The sequence below is a fragment of the Occallatibacter riparius genome (assembly GCF_025264625.1).
Lineage (GTDB): Bacteria > Acidobacteriota > Terriglobia > Terriglobales > Acidobacteriaceae > Telmatobacter > Telmatobacter riparius.
On sequence record NZ_CP093313.1, the window covers coordinates 4639711 to 4659303 of the forward strand.

Here is a 19593-nt window from a genome sequence, read left to right on the forward strand (position 1 = left end):
GGCGAGGTGGACGGTCGAATCGCAATCACTTCGTGGCGGCGGGCTTTGGTGCGACGTAGCCTTTGCGGGCATGGACTTCGAGGCCGGGTTTGGCGAGTTTCACTTCCAGACGGTGATAGGCTCCGTTCGGCTTCACGTCTGCAAGGGAGATTTCGAGCAGGTAGGAGTTCTCTGGAACGTTGGCCAGCATCTCCAATCCGCCCTGGAGATCGTTGTTGTTATGGAAGTAGCGGCCGCCGGTTCCCACCGCGAGTTCCGACATGGCATTCTCGCTCGCCTGCATGGAAGCGAGGTGATTCTGGCCTTGCTGGTTGGTAACCAGCGCCATGGTGGATGTACTGCCGCCCTGGCTGGCATCGAGATTTCCAGCGTAGAGACCACGTGCATCGAGAGCATTTACGACCACGTCGTTCCTTGCCGCGAGGTCCATGATCTCGGACCTCAGGCTCATGGTTTCAGGAGACGGCGAAAGAAATCCGCTCGATACAAGGATCAGCACTCTTTCACCGGAGAGCTTCGTCATCGCGTTGATGACGTTCTCCACGGAGGCAAGCGACTCTCGCGCATCTTCTTCCCCCACAGCGAGGGCACGCGTCGCTGCGGCCATGGCTGCGCGCTGATAGGGATCATTGGGATTGCTGATTCCTGTGTATGGATCCTCGCTCGAACCCTGCGTCTGAATGCCTAAACACTGCCTCGCCTTCTCTACGGCCATCTGAAACTCCATGGCATTGTGGTGGTTCATGATCTGATCCGCGGAGTAGTAGTCGACATCGGGACAGTCGAACCGGTCGTGCTGAAGCGCCTGATGCAAGCTGAGCTTTGCGACGGCGGCCTGCAAGACAGCATGATCGTTGGTGATTCCAGAGTTGGCACCCATGAGCGACACGACTGCCGCGTAATCGTCCTCCGCGAGAGGCTGGTTCAGAAGGCCGTTCGCGGCCTTCTGCACGCGCGGCAAATCGTCGGCTGTCATGTGGCGATCGTCGAAGAGGAAGATCAGAAACCGCTTTCGGTTCTGGGCGGATGGCGGGGCTTCGGGCGCGGGCTTGTCCGGTGAGGTCTTGTCTGGGGTTGTCTCTTTCTCGTTGGTGCGGCTCTCGGTATTCCGCGTGCGCTTGAGCAAGGTGAATCCGGTGATGGCGCGCGGCTTTCCGTTATCGAGCACAACAAAGTCTTGTTTGCCAAGGCCTCCGACAGATCGTCCGGCCTTGTCGAGGACTACAGCCGGAACAAGCAGGGAATTCACGGCGATTCGGAAGGTAGGGACGCTTTCACTCGCCGCATTGGAGGAGACCGTCAGCGGAAGATCGGGAGCTTTCGTGGGCGCTGGAGCAGGCTGCGGCGGAGCAGGTTCTGCTGTGGCTTCGAGTGGTGGAGCTTCGGGCGTAACTGCGGGGGTAGACGGTGCGGGCGGCGCGGGCTTGCTCGTCTCGGCCACTGGTGTTTGCGGCTGCGGGGGTGGCGCTGGCTCTGCTGGCTGCGGTGTTGCGGATTCCGGCGCGGCTGCGCCTGCGGTGTCATTGACGATCCGCGCGCTGGAGCCGAAGCGGTGATAGTTGCTGAAGCGGGTCTCGTTGAGCCACTCCGTGACGCCATTTCCAATCATCGCTTCTGCGTTGGCTTGAGATTCAGAGACTGCCAGGCTGCGCAATGGGCAGATGAACGCGGTGCCTGAAATGTTGACCGGACCGTATTCAACAAGCATCGCCGCACGTTTGAACGGGGCACCCTTGCTCATGTCGGCTTCCATGGTGATGCGGTAGACGGAACCGTCGGCGGGGTCAATCCAGAGGGAGCCATGGTATGCCGGCTTGGTGCGGACGTATTCGATGTTGCTGGAATTGATGTTTGGCCGGAGCTCGATCCCCGAAACGCCGCGCCCATCGCGAGCAGAGCGGGTTCCTTCCACGCTTGTCTCACGCTGAAATGAGCTGATGATCTCAAAATGCGATCCGGAGGCTGGAACCGAGTAGCGGAACACCGCAAGTGTGCCTTTTGCGCCTTTCTCCCAGTGGTTCCATTTCACGTCCGCCGGGGCAGCCTCCGTGAGGATCATGCCGAGCGTGCTTCCGAATTCTCCGCCGGAGACAAGGCCGAACTTCGCTTGCCAAACGGCTGAACTCTGCGTCGCGGGCTGATCGTCCCTCTCGCGGTTTGCGGAGACCTCCGCGCTGGTAGCGCCTATGAGGTGCAGGCCGGAGCGCGTTGGCCAACCGCCCTCCGGCGGCGGTTGAGGCCTGTCGTCGTAGAGATCTATGGTGCGGGTGGCGAGAAGGTTTGGAAGTCCACGGAGCGTGTTCGCGACATAGTGCCGCGTGTTGTCGAGGATGCGCAGTTGTGCGGCATCGTCTGGCGCAGGGTCTGCGGCGATTTCGCTCGCAGGTGCATCCAGGAATTCGGATTGATTGGCGAGGACACGCAGAGCGAGCACAGTCTGCGAGTTCGATGGAAACTGCGCGATGAGCTGCGCGAAGGTGGCCTGAGGGATGCGCTCAGAGAGAGCAGTGTTTGCCAGCCGTTTGGCAATGTCGGAGTCGCGTTTGTGCGCTGCGATGTCCGCTGCCAGCGACTGCTGGAGCTGCGTGACGGTCAGCCGTTTTGGAGCAGCCTCAGAGGACAGCGCCGTGAAGACGAGAAGCCCGAGGAACAGAAACCATCGCAACCTGCGCACGTTGGCATGATACCGCCGAAAGTGATTATTCGTGGCGGAGAGCTTTTATTGGGTCGATGGTGGCTGCGCGGCGGGCGGGAAGCCAGCTTGCCGCGAGTGCGACGAGGACGAGCACCGCGGCCGCACCGGCGAGGGTGGCGGGATCGTGCGCCTTGAGTCCGTAGAGCTGACTGGCGATGATGCGGCCGGATGCGAGCGCAGCGCCAAGGCCGGCGACGATGCCGATGAGGGTCATCCAGCTTGCTTCGCCGAGAACCATGCGCATGACCTGCTCGGCACGAGCGCCGAGGGCCATGCGGATGCCGATCTCGTTGGTGCGGCGTGAGACCGAGTAGGCGAGGATGCCGTAGATGCCGATGGATGCGAGCACGAGCGCGAGCACGCCGAAGGAGACGGTGAGGTCGGCGAAGATGCGCTCATTGGAGAGCAACTGGTCGATCTGCTCCTGCTGGGTGCGGACGTCGACGAGGGGAAGGTTTCGATCTATGGACTGGATGGCGCGGCGCAGCGCGGGCGTGATGGCGGCGCGCGCAGAGGTTGTGCGCACGGCGTAGGTCATGCCCCAATCGACTTCGGGTGCCTGGCGATAGTTGAGATAGAAGACCGGCGGAGGATCTTCGCGAAGGCTGGCGTAGTGGGCATCGGCGCACAGTCCGACTATATGGAAGACGAGCTTATTCTGCTTGTTGTCCGTGGTCGAAAAGGTCTTGCCGATGGGGTTCTGGTTTGGGAAGTACTTTTTGGCGAGCGCCTGGTTGACGATGGCTACCTTGGGCGAGGTTTCGGTGTCGGTGAGCGCGAAGGCTCGGCCCGCAACGATGGGAATGCGAAGTGTCTCGAAGTAGCGCTCGCCGACGGTGGACTCGTTGACGCCCTGCGAATCGGAATCGAGCTTGGCGCCTTCGGGAGTGAAGTCATTGGTGTCGTAGCTGTTGGCGAGAGGGGGCACGCTGGTGAGCGCGACGGACTCGACGCCCGGCTGAGCGGCGATGCTGTCCGTAAGCTGGCGGAAGAGCTGGATCTGCTTCTCTCCGGTGTAGAGCTTAAGCGGAGGGCGGACATCGAACAGGACGAGGTTGTGGGGATCGAAGCCGGGGTTGATGCGGTTGAGATTGATAAGCGTGCGCAGGAAGAATCCGGCGGAGATGACGAGCAGCGTGGAAAGAGCGACCTGGAAGACGACGATGAATTTGCCGGCGAGGCCGCGTTGGCGGCGAGTGACGGTCTGGGCGCGGTCTTTCAGTGTCGTGTTGGCCTGGGTGCGCGTGAGCTGCCAGGCAGGGGCTGCGCCGAAGAGAAGTCCTGTGATGATGGAGAGGGCGGCGCAGAATGCGAAGACGCCCCAGTCGAACCCGTTGCTGATGATGAGCGGTTCTGATGGGCCGGAGAGCATGGCGACGATAGCCTTCTTGCCGAAGGCACCTAATGCCAGTCCAGCAAGTCCGCCGAGCACCGCGAGCAGGAGGCTTTCTGTCATGACTTGGCGGACGATGCGCCAGCGGCCGGCGCCAAGTGCGAGGCGCACACCGATCTCGCGCTGACGAGCCTCAGAGCGCGAGAGCAGCAGGTTGGCCATGTTGGCGCAGGCGAGGAGCAGGACGAGTCCGGAGAGAGCCATCAGGGACCAGAGCGGCTTGGCCATTTGTCCTTGAGCCTGATTGAGGCCGCGGCTGCCATCGTTGACTTCGATGTTGGGGATGGACTCGTTGGGCTTGATGATAGCGGTGGCGCGGATCGCGCTCTTGAAGGCGACGTCGAGTGCCGCGCGGGCTTTCTGTTCATCCGTGCCCGGAGAGACGCGCGCCATGATCTGCATCCACCAGACCTTGCCGCTGGAGAGCAGGGAATCGGCCGTCTGATATGGGTAGACGGCGGGCTGCACGCTGAAGGGCAAGAATAGCTGCGGGGAACTTAGGGCACCTTTCGCTCCTGTGAACAAGGGCGGATTCACTCCGACGATGGTAACGGGAACGAGATTGACGAGGATCGTTTTGCCGAGCGCGGATTGCGAACGGTTGAAGCGATGCTGCCAGTAGGCGTCGCTGATGACGGCGACTGGTGTTGCACCGGCGGTATCGTCGGAAGGGCTGATGGCGCGGCCTTGCTGCGGCTGCACCTGCATCTGCTGGTAGAAATTGCCTGAGACGAGATCGCCCTGGAGGACTTCGGCCTCGCCATCGACCGAGACGTTGAGGCGGCCTAGATTCTTGAATGCGAAGAGATCGCCGAGATCGTGATTCTGGCGGCGCATCTGCTCGAAGACGGGATAAGTGAACGAGGTGCTGCCACTGCCGTCGGGAGTTGAGTGAAACTCACCCCAGGAACTGTGCACAATGCTGTGGCCCTTGACGCGCCAGGCGAGCAGCCGCAATTGGCCGGGCTGCGGAACGTTGAGCTGATCGAGTAGAACCGCCTTAGCCATGGAGAAGATTGCGGTGTTGGCGCCGATGCCGAGCGCGAGGGAGCCGATGGCGATGGCGGTGAAGCTGGGGCTCTTGGAGAGCATGCGGGCGGCGAAGCGTAGATCGGCGCGGAGGTTGTCGATGAAACGCGTACCCCACGCGGTGCGGCATTGTTCACTGCTAGCAGGGATGCTGCCCAACTCGGCCTTCGCGCGACGGAGTGCTTCGCTGCGCGGAACGCCTTTGTTCATCAGGTCTTCGGCGTAGCACTCGATATGGAACTTGAGCTCTTCCTGAACCTGGGTGGCAAGTTGGCTGGGTTTCGACACGGCACTCCACCATGTTCTCATTCGGCTTTGCAGACTCATATCTCCTCCGCCGCAGTGCTGAGGATGGCGCCGATCACGTCGGCCATTTCGTGCCACTTGCGCGTTTCGGCATCGAGGCGGCGGCGGCCGGCGGTGGTGAGGCGGTAGAAGCGGGCGCGGCGGTTGTTCTCGCTCTGGCCCCAGTCGCCGGCGATCCAGCCTTCGTGCTCGAGGCGGTAGAGGGCGGGGTAGAGGGACCCCTGCGGGACCTCGAGGCGGTTGCCGGAGATCTGCTGGATGCGCAGCAGCACGCCGTAGCCATGCAACGGGCCAAGAGATACGGCCTTGAGCACGAGCATATCGAGCGTGCCCTGGAGCAATTCCATGCCCTGATCCTGCTTTTGCGCCATTGGTGGTCCTTCCCTAGATCATCTAGGAAGGACGTTACACGGGTTTTCCTAGACCGTCAAGGAGAAGGTTCGGTTCGGATTTTCCAGGGAATCGGAACAGCAGATTCCCCGACGGGAGTGGAGAAAGAAAGGCAAGAACAACAGCGGGTTCTTCGTCGCTGCGTTCTTCAGAATGACAAAGTGGCGGGGGGTACGCAAAGCAAAGACGGCGAAGAAGACGGGGAACTTACCTGGCGCTGGTCGCGTATTGTGTCGGCAGAGGTACTTTATGGTACACGTGCGTCCAGCTGCTCTTACCTTCGCTGCCGTGGCTCTGCTCTTCGCCGCATCCGTTGCAAGGGCGGAGTCGGACTGGCAGAAGTCCTATGCTGTCAATGGGAAACCTTCGCTGAGCTTCAGTACCGGCGATGCCGCCGTGGAGGTCACGTCGTGCGGCGGGTGCAAGGAGATCCGCATCCGTGTGCAGTGGAACGACCGCAACCCGTCGGACTACAACCTGAATGAGGTGCAGACGGGCGATCACGTGAATTTTGAGCTGCGCGAGAAAGGGCGCATGCACATCGTGATGGGGGTTCACCACGAGCCCCGCGTGTTTGTTCAAACCCCGTCGAGCATCGATCTGGAGGGCCGCACATCGGACGGGGGCCTGAAGGTCGCAGGGCTCAACGGGACGGTGCAACTGCAGACAAGCGACGGCTCGGTTGATCTGTCGGACGTGAGCGGCGCGGTGCGGTTGAAGGCGAGCGATGGCTCGATCCAAATGCGCAATATCTCGGGGACGCTGGAATCGCGTTCTTCGGACGGTCGGGTTCAGATCGACGGCCAGTTCACCGGCGTGCAGGTCCACACCTCGGACGGGAGCCTGGATCTCACGATGGCTGAAGGTACGAAGCTCGGTATAGCCTCGCGCATTGAAAGCTCTGACGGTCGCGTGATGATTCACGTTCCGCGGACGCTTGCTGCCGATCTTGAGGTTCATACCAGCGATGGGCGCATTCAGTGCGATCTGCCGCTGGTCATGGACGGATTCAATTCGAAGAGCGACTCCGGGCACAACCTGCGCGGCCGAGTTAATGGCGGTGGGGTGCCGCTGAGCATCCGCACGAGCGATGGCAATGTGACAATTGCATCGAAGTAGAACGCCTTGCAGGCACACGCGCAAAAACGCATTGGCCCTGTCCACGTGTTGTGGACAGGGCCAAATAGCAGCACTCCCCCGAGGCTTGCTATCGCCAGGCGCCCCAGGCGCTTACCAGCGATAGAGCGCGAGGTTATCTAGATACGCTGTCGAGCTACCGCTCCCGCTGAGCGCGCCGCCGATCTGGAAGTTGGTCAGGATTGTGGGAGCCCACCCCAGCTTGAATGCCGAGAAGACCTTGGCATTGATGCTCTGCACGGCGCCATCGAGCGCAACCGATTGGTAGGTCACGTAGCCTGAGGAATCGCGCGAATACCTGATCTGCACATGGTGCCAGGTGTTTTGCGCCCATTTGGTGGGATTGCACTTGGCTGCCGAGTGAATCCAGGCGTCTTTCGGATAGCTCGCCGAACCTTTGTTCGCGGTGTAGTCCCAGGTGCCGGTCCACTTGCTGCACTGGAATCCGAAGATCACGGTGAGCCCGTTCGACATCACCTGGTTCACATCCATCTCGATGTTGGAGACGGTGGTTGCCGTGTTGTGCAGGAATATCCAACCGTCATAGAGGAAGTTCTTGGCATTCACGTCATCGGCTATGGAGACCGAATAGCGCTGACCGCCGTAGTTCGTGAACGAGGTGAAGAACTTACGCGCGTTGCCGCTCTTGGAGGGCGATCCGGTCATGCTCATGGTGCCGCTGGAAGTGCCAGTAGTGCCCGCGTCGTGCTTGCTCTTCCAACTGCTCAGTGTCTGTAGTGAGCTGACCTTGGTGGCATAGGACGGAGCACTGAGCGCACCGGTGCCGCCGGTGCTGACAGAGCTATTCACGGCAACGGTCACATCGGCTACGCAGGACGCGCCGTTCAGGCCCCAGGCCTTGACGTGCAGCGTGTGCGTACCGGTGGCGGGAGCCGAAATGGTCTTGCTGATGGAGTTGCCGCTGGAAGTGGCGGTGGAGGAACTGCTGTCCCACGAGTAGCCCATGGAGCCAACCTGCTGTGAACTGCAAGCGGAGGCATTGGCCGAAAGGGTGAAGGAGGTGTTGACCGACTCGCCGGCCGTGGGGCTGGCCACCGTTACTCCGGCAAACGCGGGGATCGCGAGGGAGGCGAAGATGGCAGAAGCAAGAAGCTTAGTGAACTTCATAAGGAACCCTTGGGGATGAAATATTGGTGCGGCGGCGAAGGCCCGGTTCCGTGCTGAGACTTCGCTTCTTTCTTGAATCTTGCTAAACAACGCATTTATCGCGCGTCCGCATCTACATAAAGAGGTGCTTGAGCGCTCGAGCTAAGGTGTGGATATTTTCCGACCCACTTTGCGCTTGCACCTGATTGTCGGGCTTGATTGAGCAATCTTGCTCTTGCGGCTCACAAACTCTATTTACTTGGTCCCGGTTCTCCCTTGCCATCGAACCAGGGATGGACACGGCGGAATCCCTTTGCGAATCGATGCTTCGGATCTAGCTATATTGTTGCGGTCCGAATCGTTCGCTAAACTCTTCCGCTCCGGTCTGGCAGAACAACCTGTATGAATGTCCAACACCATCGTTACATCACTGTTGCATTGGGGCAAGCAAATCGGCGAAAAATCTGAGGAATTTTGCTCTTTTTCAGGCATCCCGGAAAACATTACCGGCATCGTGCAAATTCTTCACTGTGGCTGCGTAAGTTCTGCGTAGCACGATGGTTGTAGGCATGGCCTGATCGGAGCAGAGTCTCGGTCCCGTTCCATCTTCTGGCTTGTTCTGTTGTTATGGCTATTTGATTCAAATAATAAGCGGAAGATTCAGCGTAGTACTCGGGATCCGGCGCTGCGTCGCGGGCGAAGATGGTACCCATGGGAGACGCGGGTACGCGGCGGGACTCAATGATGGAAATCAGCTCTTCGAGAAAGCCGCAGCGGACGATCGCAAGCAGACCAGCCCACTCCAACTGGCCTCTTTCGGCTTCGCTCACGAGCTTGTCGCCGAGCACCAGGTCTTCGTTCTGCTTTCCGCGGAGGTTGCGCGAGACATGCTCTGCCCATTGCGGCGTCTTCTCGTCCTGCACTCCGGCGTAGCCGGCTGATGTCTTCTGCCACGCAGCGGCCCCGGAAGAGCGCGGCATCATTGCGCGCGGTGCGGATCAGTTCGATTTCCGCGAGAGGAAGGAGCAGAAGTAGCGCAAGGGCGAGGATCTGCTTGCGGGAGCGGCGGTCTTTGTGTATTCGCTTGGCGCTGCGGACCGATCTCACTCCAAACGGATCTCTGGACACATACGCCAAGTGCGCCGGCCTGTTTTCGTCTCGAGGGCATGCGTGACCACATCGTACATGCAGCCCCGTGCTGTTAGGCTCGAACTAACGCAATTCATTTCAGGACATCATCTTGCCCCGTAATCAATCCAGTTCCGCAGTTGCCTCGGCGAGGCCATTCCAGCATTCCGATTCGAAGTCTCCGCTCCATTGCGGGGCAGTGTCGCTCGAAGCACTCGCGAATAAATATGGCACTCCACTGTATGTGTACTCCGCCGACCAGATACTGGACCGGCTGGGGATGTTTCATGAGGCGCTGGAGGGCCGCGACCATCTGGTGTGCTATGCGGTGAAGGCAAACTCATCGCTTGCGATTCTCAAGCTGCTTGCGGAACATGGCGCAGGGTTCGATATTGTGTCGGGTGGGGAACTGGACCGCGTGCTTGCTGCCGCACCTGAGGCGGCGGGGCGGGTGGTGTTTTCGGGAGTGGGGAAGACTGCAGACGAGATTGATCACGCACTGAACGTGGGGATTCTGGAATTCAACGTGGAGAGCGAGGCGGAGCTGGACCTGCTTTCTGCGCGAGCCGCGAAGCTGAAGCGCAAGACGCGTTTCGCGCTGCGGGTGAATCCAGATGTGTTCGCGGAAACGCATCCGTATATCTCGACGGGGTTGCGCGAACACAAATTCGGTATCGACATCAAGCGCGCTGCCGAGTTGTACAAGCGAGTGAAGGGGAATAAGTGGCTTGAGGCGCATGGCATCAGCGTGCACATCGGGTCGCAGATTCGCTCGGCTGATCCGTTTGGCGCGGCGCTGGGACGCGTGCACAAGCTGGTGCGGCAGCTCAGGCGCGAGGGGATCGAGCTTCGATCGATTGATGCGGGCGGAGGATTGGGGATCGATTACCACGGCGGCAACTCCGATCCTGCGGCGCGTGTGCGCGATTATGCGGTGGCGATCAACGCGGCCCTGGATGGGTTCGAAGGCAGGCTGCTGCTGGAGCCGGGGCGGTTCCTGGTGGCGCAGGCGGGAGCGCTGGTGACACGGGTGCTCAACGTGAAGCAGAACGGGCGCAAGACGTTTGTGATTACCGATGCGGCGATGAACGACCTGATCCGGCCGGCGCTGTACCAGGCGCATCACGAGATTGTGCCGGTGATGCCGCGTGCGGGGCGTGCGCGAGCGGTGGATATTGTGGGGCCGGTATGCGAGTCGGGCGACTTCTTTGCTCGAGATCGGAAGCTTGCGCCGGTCGAGACGGGCGATCTGCTGGCGCTGCTGGATGCGGGAGCGTATGGGATGTCGCAGGCATCGAATTACAATACGCGGCTGCGCCCGGCAGAGGTGCTGGTGGAAGGGAAGCGGGCGCGGCTGATCAAGCGCAGAGAGACTATCGCGGATCTGCTGGCGACGGAGATCCCCTAGACGCCGAACTGCCGCAGATGATGATCGACGTGCTTGTACATGAGGATTGCCCAGTGTTCCGGCTTTAGGGGTCCGAAGAAGGGATGCGGGTACCGGGAACAGCACGCCGGGCCCTTTGTGGCGAAGCTCTCGATGGCTGCGATGAGTTGAGTGCGTTCATGATCGAAATCAGACGGTGCGATATCCGCGCGGAGGAGTTCCGGCGCGGTGGGTGAGTTGCGGCGGAAGGGCTTGTCGTCGCCTAAAACCATCGGCTTGATGAGGCGTCCCAGAACGTTGGCGGGAAAGGGTGCGCGTTTGGGATTGACACTGCCCGTGGCCATGTCAAAGGCGGAGGTGCAGTGCGCCAGCGTCTGCACGACGGACATCTTGCCCCATTGCCGCTCACTATCGGGTTGGAGGCGCAGGATGCGCTGCTTTAGTTCGTATGCCTGGGCAGGGTCAAAGAGGTTTTTCATGGTTTGTTGGTCACCAGCATGCATGCATTATCGCGGACCAGTTTCAAGAGCTTTGTATCATGCGAGGCGGAGCGATTCGGTGGCCCGGTTGCGAAAAGGCATCCTGGCTGGTTGAGCGGGAATCTCGGCCAGTCCATCGCAAATTCCGAATTGCAGCAACTGACCTTCTGAAACCTTCCCGCATCGCCGCCCGTCCCTATATCGTTACCTCCGGAGGAAATTCATGACGCATTTCGCTATGAAGGCGGCGTGTGCTTTGGCAGCCGTAGCGCTGCTTGGGCTCAACCTGACCGCCAAGGCAGATCCACTCACCGTTAAGACAGATCAGGGAAAAGTTCACGGGAAGACTATCAATGGCGACAAGGTCCGGGCATGGCTCGGGCTGCCATACGCCGCGCCGCCGGTAGGCGATCTTCGCTGGAAGGCTCCGCAGCCTGCGGCCAAGTGGAAGGGCGAGCGCGACGCCACCAAATATGGCCCGCATTGCGCGCAGAATCCTGTGTTCGCCGACATGATCTTCCAGGACGACACGAAGAACGGCAGCGAGGACTGCCTGTCTCTGAATGTCTACGCGCCTGCGACGGCGGATAGCAAAGCCAAGCTTCCGGTCATGTTCTGGATTCACGGCGGCGGCTTCTCCGGCGGCGGCAGCAACGAGCCGCGCCACAATGGCGATTTTCTTCCGCTGAAGGGTGTTGTGCTGGTTACGATCAACTACCGCCTTGGCGTTTTCGGATTCCTGGCGACCGCTGACCTGGCGAAAGAGGCAGATGGCGCGGCCGGCAATTACGGCCTAATGGATATGGTTGCCGCGCTTAAGTGGGTGAAGGCCAACATCGGGGAGTTCGGCGGCGACCCGAACAACGTGACGATCTTCGGCGAGAGCGCGGGATCGTTTGCGGTGAGCACTCTGATGGCATCGCCGATGGCGCAGGGGCTGTTCCATAAGGCTATTGGCGAATCGGGAGCAGCGGTTGGCCACGGGCCGATGCCCTACCAGTCGCTCGCGGACCGCGAAGTGAAAGATGCGCAGTGGGTAGCCGGGCTCAACGTGAAAACGCTTGCCGAGCTCCGCGCGATGCCCACGCAGGCCATTCTGGACGCAGCGAAGAAGCCCGGCGTTGGGTTTCCGCCGGACGTGGACGGCAAAGTGCTCGCTGTGCCTGTCGAAGAAACCTACACGGCCGGCAAGCAGGCGCACGTGCCCCTGCTGGCTGGATGGAACGCGGATGAAGGCAGCTTCTTCGCCATGCGCGGGATGACCGTGGCGCAGTGGAAAGAGTCGGCCGAGAAGAATTTCAAGGGTAAGTCCGCCGAGTTCTTGAAGCTCTATCCCGGGGACGACGATGCGCAGGCGCTGCGTTCGGCGATCGATTTCGGCAGCGATCAGTTCATTGCCTTCGGCACTTGGAGCTGGCTGGAGGCGCATCGCAAGACGGGCAACGCCCCGGTGTATCGTTACCACTTCGAACTCGCGGCAACGCCAAGCAAATTCCACCCCGGTACATTTGCTTTCCACTCGGATGACATCGAGTATGTGTTCGGCACGCTCGACACGCGGCCAGGTTGGAATGTCCGCCCCGAGGACCGTACGTTGAGCGATCAGATGATGACTTACTGGTCGAACTTCGCGAAGACGGGCGACCCGAATGGCGGAGATCTGCCGAAGTGGCCGAAGTACAACCAGGAGGGCTATCCGCTGATCCATCTGAACTCGACGATCACGGCAGGGCCGGATACTCTACGCCCGCGGTACGAGTTCCTGACGGATAACATGCCGCCGATGCATTTCTGACCTGAAAGGCTCAGCGTGTTGATGGAGGGCCGCGATGATCGCGGCCCTTTCATTTTTTGCGAGGGTCGAGATTCAGGGAAGCGGTTCCTGGCGGTAGAGTTCGGCAGTGTGGCGGGCGGCGGTGACCAGAGCCATGGCGGCCATGCCGATGGTTGCGAGGAGGCCGCCCACATCGAAAAGCAGCCAGGTGTGGCCGAAGAGATGGGAATATGGGCTGCGCAGCAGGGCCAGGTTGCCGATGATGAGGAGAATGCGGATTTCGGTCGGGCCGAAGATTCCCTGCGACATTTCGAATCGCCCGAGCGCATGGGTAGCGAGATAGCTCTCGGCCGAGAGCACGAGAAACGCGATCAGCATGGTGATAGCAATTTGTGGATGGACCAGGCCGGAGAGCGCCATGCCCGACATGAGCGCAACGGATCCGAGGATATCGACGATGTGATCGACGTAGAAGCCATAGCGCGGGCGCTGCTGGTTGCGAACGCGGGCGAGGGTGCCGTCCATGCTATCGCCGAGCCAGTTTAGGGCGAGGCAGAGGCAAGCGCCGATGAGCCAAAAGTGGTTGAAGCGAGCGAGCGCGTAGCAGCCTCCGGCGGCGATCTGGGCGGCGAGGCCGAGGATAGTGAGTTGGTCGGAGGTGACCCAGCGCGGCGCTCGGCTGGCCATCCATTCGAGTGCGCGCTTTTCTGCGGCTGCTGTGAGCGAACGGTTGATGCGCTGCGCGGCGGTGGCGGAGCCCATGACTGAGACTGCGGAGTGCGTGCTCATCGGCCGCCTCCTTTGGCGAGCTGCGGCGATCTTTTCAGTGCGTCGCAGGTTTGGCGCAAGGTAAACTCGAGCGATTCGCGAGGGACGGACTCGACAAACGGACGCGCCACCCAGCCAAGGCCGGCGGGGATGGAACGTGTGAGGGAGATTGACTCAATCTGGAGGTAAAGGCCGCCGTCGCGTTCTTCCCAGGTCCAGTAGGTGTTGAGGCGCCAGAGGAAGCCGTGTTCCTCTTTCGGCGCGAGGGCACGTTCCTTGTTGGTGCCGGCGTTTTCGATTTCGCGGATCTCGGTGCTGCGCGAGATGCTCCAACCGCCGGTGCGGCTTGGGGTGGAGAAGGTCACATCGTAGGTGGTATCCATGACGACGGTGAGCACGTGCTTCTGCTTGACGCGCATGGTGACGGAGTAGGCGTTGGTGTTGTGGGAGACGACGGCGGAGCGGACCACCTCGGGCGCGTAGATGCTTGTGTAGGAAGGGAAATCGCGGAGGAGGCGTTCGAAGTCGGCGGCTGTGGCGCCAGGGGCGAAGGCGGTGCCGCGCCAGTCGTGGAGCATGGCTCCGGGCGGATCGGCTTGCTTTTCGGGGATGAGCTTCTGGATGACCAGCTCGCCGGCACGGAGGCGATTGTGGTCAGCGGCGGCGAGGGCAGTGTTCTTCGAGGCGTGCTCGGTGGCGAGGCGCGACTCGACGGCGGAGGCGTAGGTGCTGAAGTCCGCTGCCGCTTTCGACGGGGCCTGGGCGTGCGCAGCTGGCAGCGCTGAAAAGAGGAGTAGTCCGGCGGAACCTGCGAGCTTCCGGAGTGTGCGTGTCATACCCAGATCATGCACTTATCGCCTCGTGAGAGCAATGGACGGCGGCTCATGCGAGCGCCCATGTTCCTCACCGGCTAAGTGGCTGTGATTCAGCGAATTGAAGCGAGTTCTCACGGCCGCTTAAGACTCTGGGCGGGGATCAAGGTCGGGTAAACTGTTGATCAAATGTCAGACGGTTCGATTCAACGGCGATATCGGTTCGGCACGTTCGAGGCTGATGCGGCTACGGGTGAGCTGCGCCGTCGAGGAATTCGGGTCAGGCTCAACGCGCAGCCGTTTCAGCTGCTCGTGATGCTGCTGGAGCGACCGGGTGAGCTGGTGACGCGCGAGGAGATTGCAGGAGCGCTTTGGCCCGATGGGACCTTTGTGGACTTTGAGCATGGGGTCAATTCCACGATGAACCGGATTCGTGATGCGCTGGGGGATTCGGCGGCCAATCCGCGGTTTGTGGAGACGCTGGCGCGGCGCGGGTACCGGTTTATCGCTCCGGTGGAGCGGGCGGAGGCGAACGCGGCAGACGGAAACGGCGCGGCGGAGGCTGGTCCGGCGTCGGCGGCCGCTGAGTTGGAACCGGCGCCGGGCGGGATTCTGCCTACGCCGCACGATCTGCCGAAGGCGTCGCGGCCGCTGGTGAACGCGCTGTTCCTTCTGTTTCAGTTGATGTACCTGGGTTTCTATGTGGGCGCGCTGGCGAACCTGGCGGAGATTCAGGATTTGCTGGCGCCTCTGCCGCGCGCCGGCCTGGTCTATCATCTGCTGATTGTGACGGCGGCGATTCTGATCCCGGCGCGGGCGTTCCTGCTGTGTGCTGTGCTGTTTCATGCTCCTGGGTTCAAGAGAAGATTCCTCCGGATGTGGATTTTCCTGCTGGTGTTCGATGTGATGTGGTCGCTCGCGCCGTTTCTGCTGCTGCACCATATCAACTTCGGGTTGGCGCTGGCGTGCACAGCGCTGCTGGTTTATTCGCCGTTTGTGCAGCGGTCTCTGGTGCTGATGGGAGCAGGAGGCGCGGCGCCGGCGGCGGAGAGCTGAAGCCACTGTCCGAATCCGGACGGCTGATCGCACCGGCGAACATTCGGATGGTCTGAGGCCTCAATTAAATCATTTGCTTTCTGCGCGTCGTGTGGTGCGGGGCGTGCAGACGTGTGGGTCGGATCCACGTGTGAGAGGGGAAGACGATGTTTCATCTTGCCACCGATGTGCGATATGGTCTGCGTAAGTTTCTGCGGGCGCCTCTTCTCATCTCCGCCGCCGTGATAACGCTGGCGCTGGGGATTGGGGCGAATGCGGCGATCTTCAGCCTGGTGGATGGGATCTGGATGCGGCCGCTGGCGATTGCCGATCCCGGACACCTGGTGGCTATTCAGAGCCTGAAAGCGGGAGCGACAACGGATTCGGAGCGGACCGATACCGCATCGTCGTTTGCGGAGTTCGATGATATTCGCGCGCAGACGCCGGCGTTTGCGGATGTGGCGGCGGTGGCTGATCGCGGGCTGGTGCTCGAGACGAACGACGGAATCCAACTGCTGTTGGCGCGGGTGGTCAGCGACAACTACTTCGCGTTCATGGGCGTGAAGCCGGAGCTGGGGCGGTTGCCGTCGGAGAGTGAGTGGAAGAACTCGACGACGCCACTGCTGGTGTTCAGCCATGGCGCGTGGCAGAGGGTGCTCGGTGGCGACAAGAACATCATCGGGCAGACGATCCGGCTGAAGGGAGCGCAGGCAGTTGCGGTGGCCGTGATGCCGGCGGGGTTCCGCGGGACAGACCGGATGATGGATCCGCAGGTGTATGTTGCGCAGTCGAGCTGGCTGGCGCTGCACCCGGGCGAGCGCAACCGGCCTCGTGGAGATCGCGAGTACAACGTATATGCGCGGCTGCGGCCCGGGGTGACGCTGGTGCAGGCGAGAGGGCAGTTGCAGGCGGCGAGCGCGAACCTCGCAGCGGCGTATCCGCAGACGAACCAGGGACGGACGTTTTCGGCGGACTGGAATTCGAACGTCAGCGACACGTTCATGCGGACGGTAAGCCTGTTGCTGCTGGGGATCGCGGGAGCGGTGCTGCTGATTGCTTGCACCAACGTGGCGAATCTGCTGATGGCGCTGAATGATTCGCGGCGGCGTGAGATTGCGATGCGAGTGGCGCTGGGGGCGACGCGCGGACAGCTTCTGCGGCAGCTTGTGACGGAGTATGCGCTGCTGGCGCTGGCGGGGCTGGGCGGCGCTTTGTTGATTGCAAGGCAGGTGATTGCGATTGTTCCGGCGCTGCTGCCAACGATGGGTTTTCCGTTGGGCTTCGATTTTCGCATTGATGACCGCGTGATCTTCTTTTCGGCTGTGGTGGCGCTTGTGGCGCTGCTGGCGTTCGGTTTGACCCCGGCGTTGTCTTCTACGCGGCTAGACCCGCTGGCGGCGCTGCGGGCGCAGATGGCTCCGCAGGGGCGATTCAGGATTCCGGCGCGGAAGATTTTCGTGGTGGCGCAGATTGCGATTTCAATGGGGCTGCTGATCGCGACGGGGCTGCTGATCAAGGCGCTGATCCATGTGCAGACGATGGACATGGGCTTCAACAGCGCGCAGAACGCGGTGCTGCTCGACATTGCGGTGCCGGAGGATTCTCCGCGCTACCACCAGATGCTGGACGAGATTGCGACGCGGGCGAGGGCGTTGCCGGGCGTGACGAATGCGAGTGTGGCGCGCGTGGTTCCGTTTCCCGATAACGGCGGCGGAGCGACGCAGGTGGTGCTGAAGCCGGGCGAGGTTGCGTCGCCGACCGCCGGCACGAGTGTCTGGTACAACCTGATCGACAACGAGTACTTCCGCACGATGCAGGTGCCGCTGCTGCGAGGGCGGAACTTCGGGAGCGAGGACGGTGCGAAGACGACGCGTGTTGCGATCCTGAACCAGACGCTGGCGAAGCAGTTGTTCGGGACTGAGGACGTGGTGGGCAAACATTTCCGGTTGGGGCGCAGGCAGCCGGTGGATGTGGAGGTTGTGGGACTGGCGAAGAACGGCGTGTATGGCGATTTGAACGAGGCGCCGCAGCCGTTTCTGTACCTGCCGTCGATTCAGTATGAGTGGACTGACATGATGCTCATCGCTACGACGTCGGGCGATGCAAATGCGCTGTTGCCCGCGGCACGCAAGATGATTCGCGATGTGAGTCAAGACATTATTGTGCTGGAGCCGCAGACGATGACCGATCACATGCAGGTGGCGACGTATTCGAACCGCATGGCGGCGTGGCTGACGACGTCGCTGGGCGGGCTCGCGCTGCTGCTTACCGGGATCGGGCTCTATGGAGTGACGGCTTACGCTGTGTCGCGGCGGACGCGGGAGATCGGGATTCGCATGGCGCTGGGAGCGATGCGGGGATCAGTTTTTGCCTCGGTTGTGCGCGACGGTTTGGTGCTTACAGCCGTGGGAGCTGCGATCGGCGTAGGACTGGCGCTGTTGTTGGGGCGCGGGCTGAGCAGCTTCGCGTTTGGCGTGAAGCCGATGGATCCGGAGATTTTGGCGGTGGCGGCGGCGATCGTTGCAGCTACTTCGCTGGCGGCGCTGGTGTCGCCGGCGCGAAGGGCGCTGAAGGTGGATCCGGTGCGCGCGCTGAGAGACGAGTAAGGCGGAGAACAGGCAACAGGGAACAGGAAATCTCCGACTTTGCTGTTTACTCGGATCTAACATGTGCGATTTAGCACCCAAATTCGGCCTATGAGATATTGTAGATAGTCAAGTCGCTTGTTGTGAATAAGTTATCGAAACATTCGACTCAAAAAGCGAAGAATAGGAGAAGCAAAAACAGGGGGAGGGGTAGCTAATTTTCTAGTAAACTTTCGCTGAAACTTCGAAGGGCTGCGCTCAGTGGATCTGAGCACAGCCCTAGAGTACGATAGCGGCTGTCGGAAGCCGGGTCTGTGATGGTTGTCACGCAGGCGATAGCTCTACGGCCCTTTTTATAGTTGGAGGGAATTACTTGACGTAGTTGCTGATCGTTTCCGTCACTGCGGCGAGAGACAATCCGCTCAATTCCCCGGCCAACTTGTCGTCGGGGTACTCGCGCTGGCCGACGAGTTGAACCGTATCTTCTGGCGTAATGCTTAGAGCGCCTGCAGAGCCGACGGTAGGGACCAGTCGCCCATCGGCTCTGCTAAGGAAGAAGATGTACCGGGCTCCCACAGCGAGGGAATCTGAAAGGTCTCCGTGTAGAGTCGCGACGTGTCCGTTGCTGAACGCGACATGTCCACCCTCGGCGGTGACGGCTATTTGAGAGGCGTTGGTCCCTTTCAAAGACTGTTTAATGTCAAGGTTGAAGGTCGTCTCGATCCGATTCCCGTCCGGGGTCAGTTGACTGGCTTTGCTGGTGACTGACGCAATGACGATCAAGTTGCTTCTTCTGGCAAGAGAATCGAGACTGTCCTGGCCCCACGACTCGTTTTGATTCGTGAACTCAACATCCCCAAATTTTGCGGTGAGCTTCTCAAGTCCGCCCGGCTGACGTAAGAATGCCTTGATCTCTCCAGGTGTCGGCCGCGTCGCCTTCGGAGAACCGGCTGAGGTCTGCGAAGCTGCGGAGCCGGCCATGAGGCCAAAGCTGAGGAAAATAGGAACAACCATGAATAGGCTTCTCATTTTGCTTCTCCTTAATAGCACTCGATACTGTCCAAGTTCAATTCCGCGCTGTCGAATACGCCATCGACGTAGAAGTTGATCGTTCGATAGGTGTAATAGCAGGTCTGCCCCCCCGATAGTGCTGAAAATGAGCCTCCCGTAGGGGTGCTGGAACTGTCTCCTCCCTGCCTGTTTATGTATGTTCGCGTCTGAAACCTGCAAAGCGGGATTGCAACTGCATCGCTGTGCAGGACAGACGTGGTTGGCACATTCGGATTAGTGCAGGCAAAGGGTAACGAGTTCGAGGGATTGTTCATAATTGTCGGGGGGGACGGGTTAGCTCCCGCATCCTTTAACCCGAGAGCGTGGCCGAGCTCGTGAGCTAGGATTGTGGCTCCAACGCCGTTTTGAGCCGCTTGGAGAAAGGTTGGACCATAATTGATTCTTCCGCTCAAATAGTCGTATTGAGCGCATCCGCCAGAGTTCGAATCAGTGCTCGATTTTACCTGTATATCCGGCCCGGCGTCGGGGTTAGGCGGTAGGTAGTCGATTTTGACGAG

At 60.7% G+C, this 19593-nt stretch carries 14 protein-coding genes; 5 read left to right on the plus strand and 9 right to left on the minus strand.

All coding sequences use genetic code 11. The features are described 5' to 3' along the window. Positions 1–25: 25 nt before the first annotated feature. From MOP44_RS18815 to MOP44_RS18825, 3 genes are read right to left on the minus strand one after another with little or no spacing between them, the layout of a single operon-like run. Entirely contained in the window at positions 26–2674 is a 2649-nt protein-coding gene (locus MOP44_RS18815) for a VWA domain-containing protein (RefSeq protein ID WP_260791790.1), read from the minus strand. Positions 2675–2699: 25 nt separating this feature from the next. Continuing rightward, entirely contained in the window at positions 2700–5405 is a 2706-nt protein-coding gene (locus MOP44_RS18820; RefSeq protein ID WP_260791791.1) for an ABC transporter permease, read from the minus strand. Positions 5406–5440: 35 nt separating this feature from the next. Then, a complete protein-coding gene (locus MOP44_RS18825; RefSeq protein WP_260791792.1) occupies positions 5441–5794 on the minus strand; it encodes a PadR family transcriptional regulator in 354 nt (117 codons plus the stop codon). 268 nt (positions 5795–6062) lie between these two features. On the opposite strand from MOP44_RS18825, the gene MOP44_RS18830 reads away from it, so the two are divergent. Then, entirely contained in the window at positions 6063–6932 is an 870-nt protein-coding gene (locus MOP44_RS18830) for a DUF4097 family beta strand repeat-containing protein (protein WP_260791793.1), read from the plus strand. A gap of 111 nt (positions 6933–7043) precedes the next feature. Here the strand turns inward: MOP44_RS18830 and MOP44_RS18835 are convergent, their stop codons facing one another. Together MOP44_RS18835 and MOP44_RS18840 are read right to left on the minus strand one after the other, a co-directional pair. Further along, the gene (locus tag MOP44_RS18835; RefSeq protein ID WP_260791794.1) at positions 7044–8078 is read right to left on the minus strand and encodes a hypothetical protein; all 1035 of its coding nucleotides are present in this window, start codon (positions 8076–8078) and stop codon (positions 7044–7046) included. A 482-nt stretch (positions 8079–8560) separates the two neighbouring features. After that, the gene (locus tag MOP44_RS18840; protein WP_260791795.1) at positions 8561–9040 is read right to left on the minus strand and encodes a hypothetical protein; all 480 of its coding nucleotides are present in this window, start codon (positions 9038–9040) and stop codon (positions 8561–8563) included. Between the two features lie 257 nt (positions 9041–9297). On the opposite strand from MOP44_RS18840, the gene lysA reads away from it, so the two are divergent. Further along, a complete protein-coding gene (lysA, locus tag MOP44_RS18845) occupies positions 9298–10593 on the plus strand; it encodes a diaminopimelate decarboxylase (RefSeq protein WP_390905446.1) in 1296 nt (431 codons plus the stop codon). On the opposite strand, the gene MOP44_RS18850 is transcribed toward lysA, so the two are convergent. Then, a complete protein-coding gene (locus MOP44_RS18850; protein WP_260791796.1) occupies positions 10590–11051 on the minus strand; it encodes a DUF1569 domain-containing protein in 462 nt (153 codons plus the stop codon). The two genes, lysA and MOP44_RS18850, sit on opposite strands and share 4 nt — an antisense overlap. Positions 11052–11274: 223 nt before the next feature. Here MOP44_RS18850 and MOP44_RS18855 point away from each other — a divergent pair, with 223 nt between their 5' ends. Further along, positions 11275–12846 carry a carboxylesterase/lipase family protein gene (locus MOP44_RS18855; RefSeq protein ID WP_260791797.1) on the plus strand — a complete coding sequence of 524 codons (1572 nt, stop codon included), beginning with the start codon at positions 11275–11277 and terminating at the stop codon, positions 12844–12846. A 72-nt stretch (positions 12847–12918) separates the two neighbouring features. Here MOP44_RS18855 and MOP44_RS18860 read toward each other — a convergent pair whose 3' ends face one another. Together MOP44_RS18860 and MOP44_RS18865 are read right to left on the minus strand one after the other, a co-directional pair. Continuing rightward, positions 12919–13614 (minus strand): CDP-alcohol phosphatidyltransferase family protein, encoded by a 696-nt coding sequence (locus MOP44_RS18860; protein ID WP_260791798.1) that lies wholly within the window; start codon positions 13612–13614, stop codon positions 12919–12921. Next, positions 13611–14429 carry a hypothetical protein gene (locus MOP44_RS18865; RefSeq protein WP_260791799.1) on the minus strand — a complete coding sequence of 273 codons (819 nt, stop codon included), beginning with the start codon at positions 14427–14429 and terminating at the stop codon, positions 13611–13613. The genes MOP44_RS18860 and MOP44_RS18865 overlap by 4 nt, the downstream gene beginning before the upstream one ends. 165 nt (positions 14430–14594) lie before the next feature. Between MOP44_RS18865 and MOP44_RS18870 the strand changes: the two genes are divergently transcribed. Further along, complete coding sequence (locus MOP44_RS18870) at positions 14595–15461, plus strand: winged helix-turn-helix domain-containing protein (RefSeq protein ID WP_260791800.1); 867 nt, start codon at positions 14595–14597, stop codon at positions 15459–15461. Positions 15462–15607: 146 nt separating this feature from the next. Further along, positions 15608–18046, plus strand: a complete 2439-nt coding sequence (locus tag MOP44_RS18875) for an ADOP family duplicated permease (protein ID WP_260791801.1) — start codon at positions 15608–15610, stop codon at positions 18044–18046. A 348-nt stretch (positions 18047–18394) separates the two neighbouring features. On the opposite strand, the gene MOP44_RS18880 is transcribed toward MOP44_RS18875, so the two are convergent. Continuing rightward, complete coding sequence (locus MOP44_RS18880; RefSeq protein WP_260791802.1) at positions 18395–19054, minus strand: hypothetical protein; 660 nt, start codon at positions 19052–19054, stop codon at positions 18395–18397. Positions 19055–19593 lie beyond the last annotated feature (539 nt).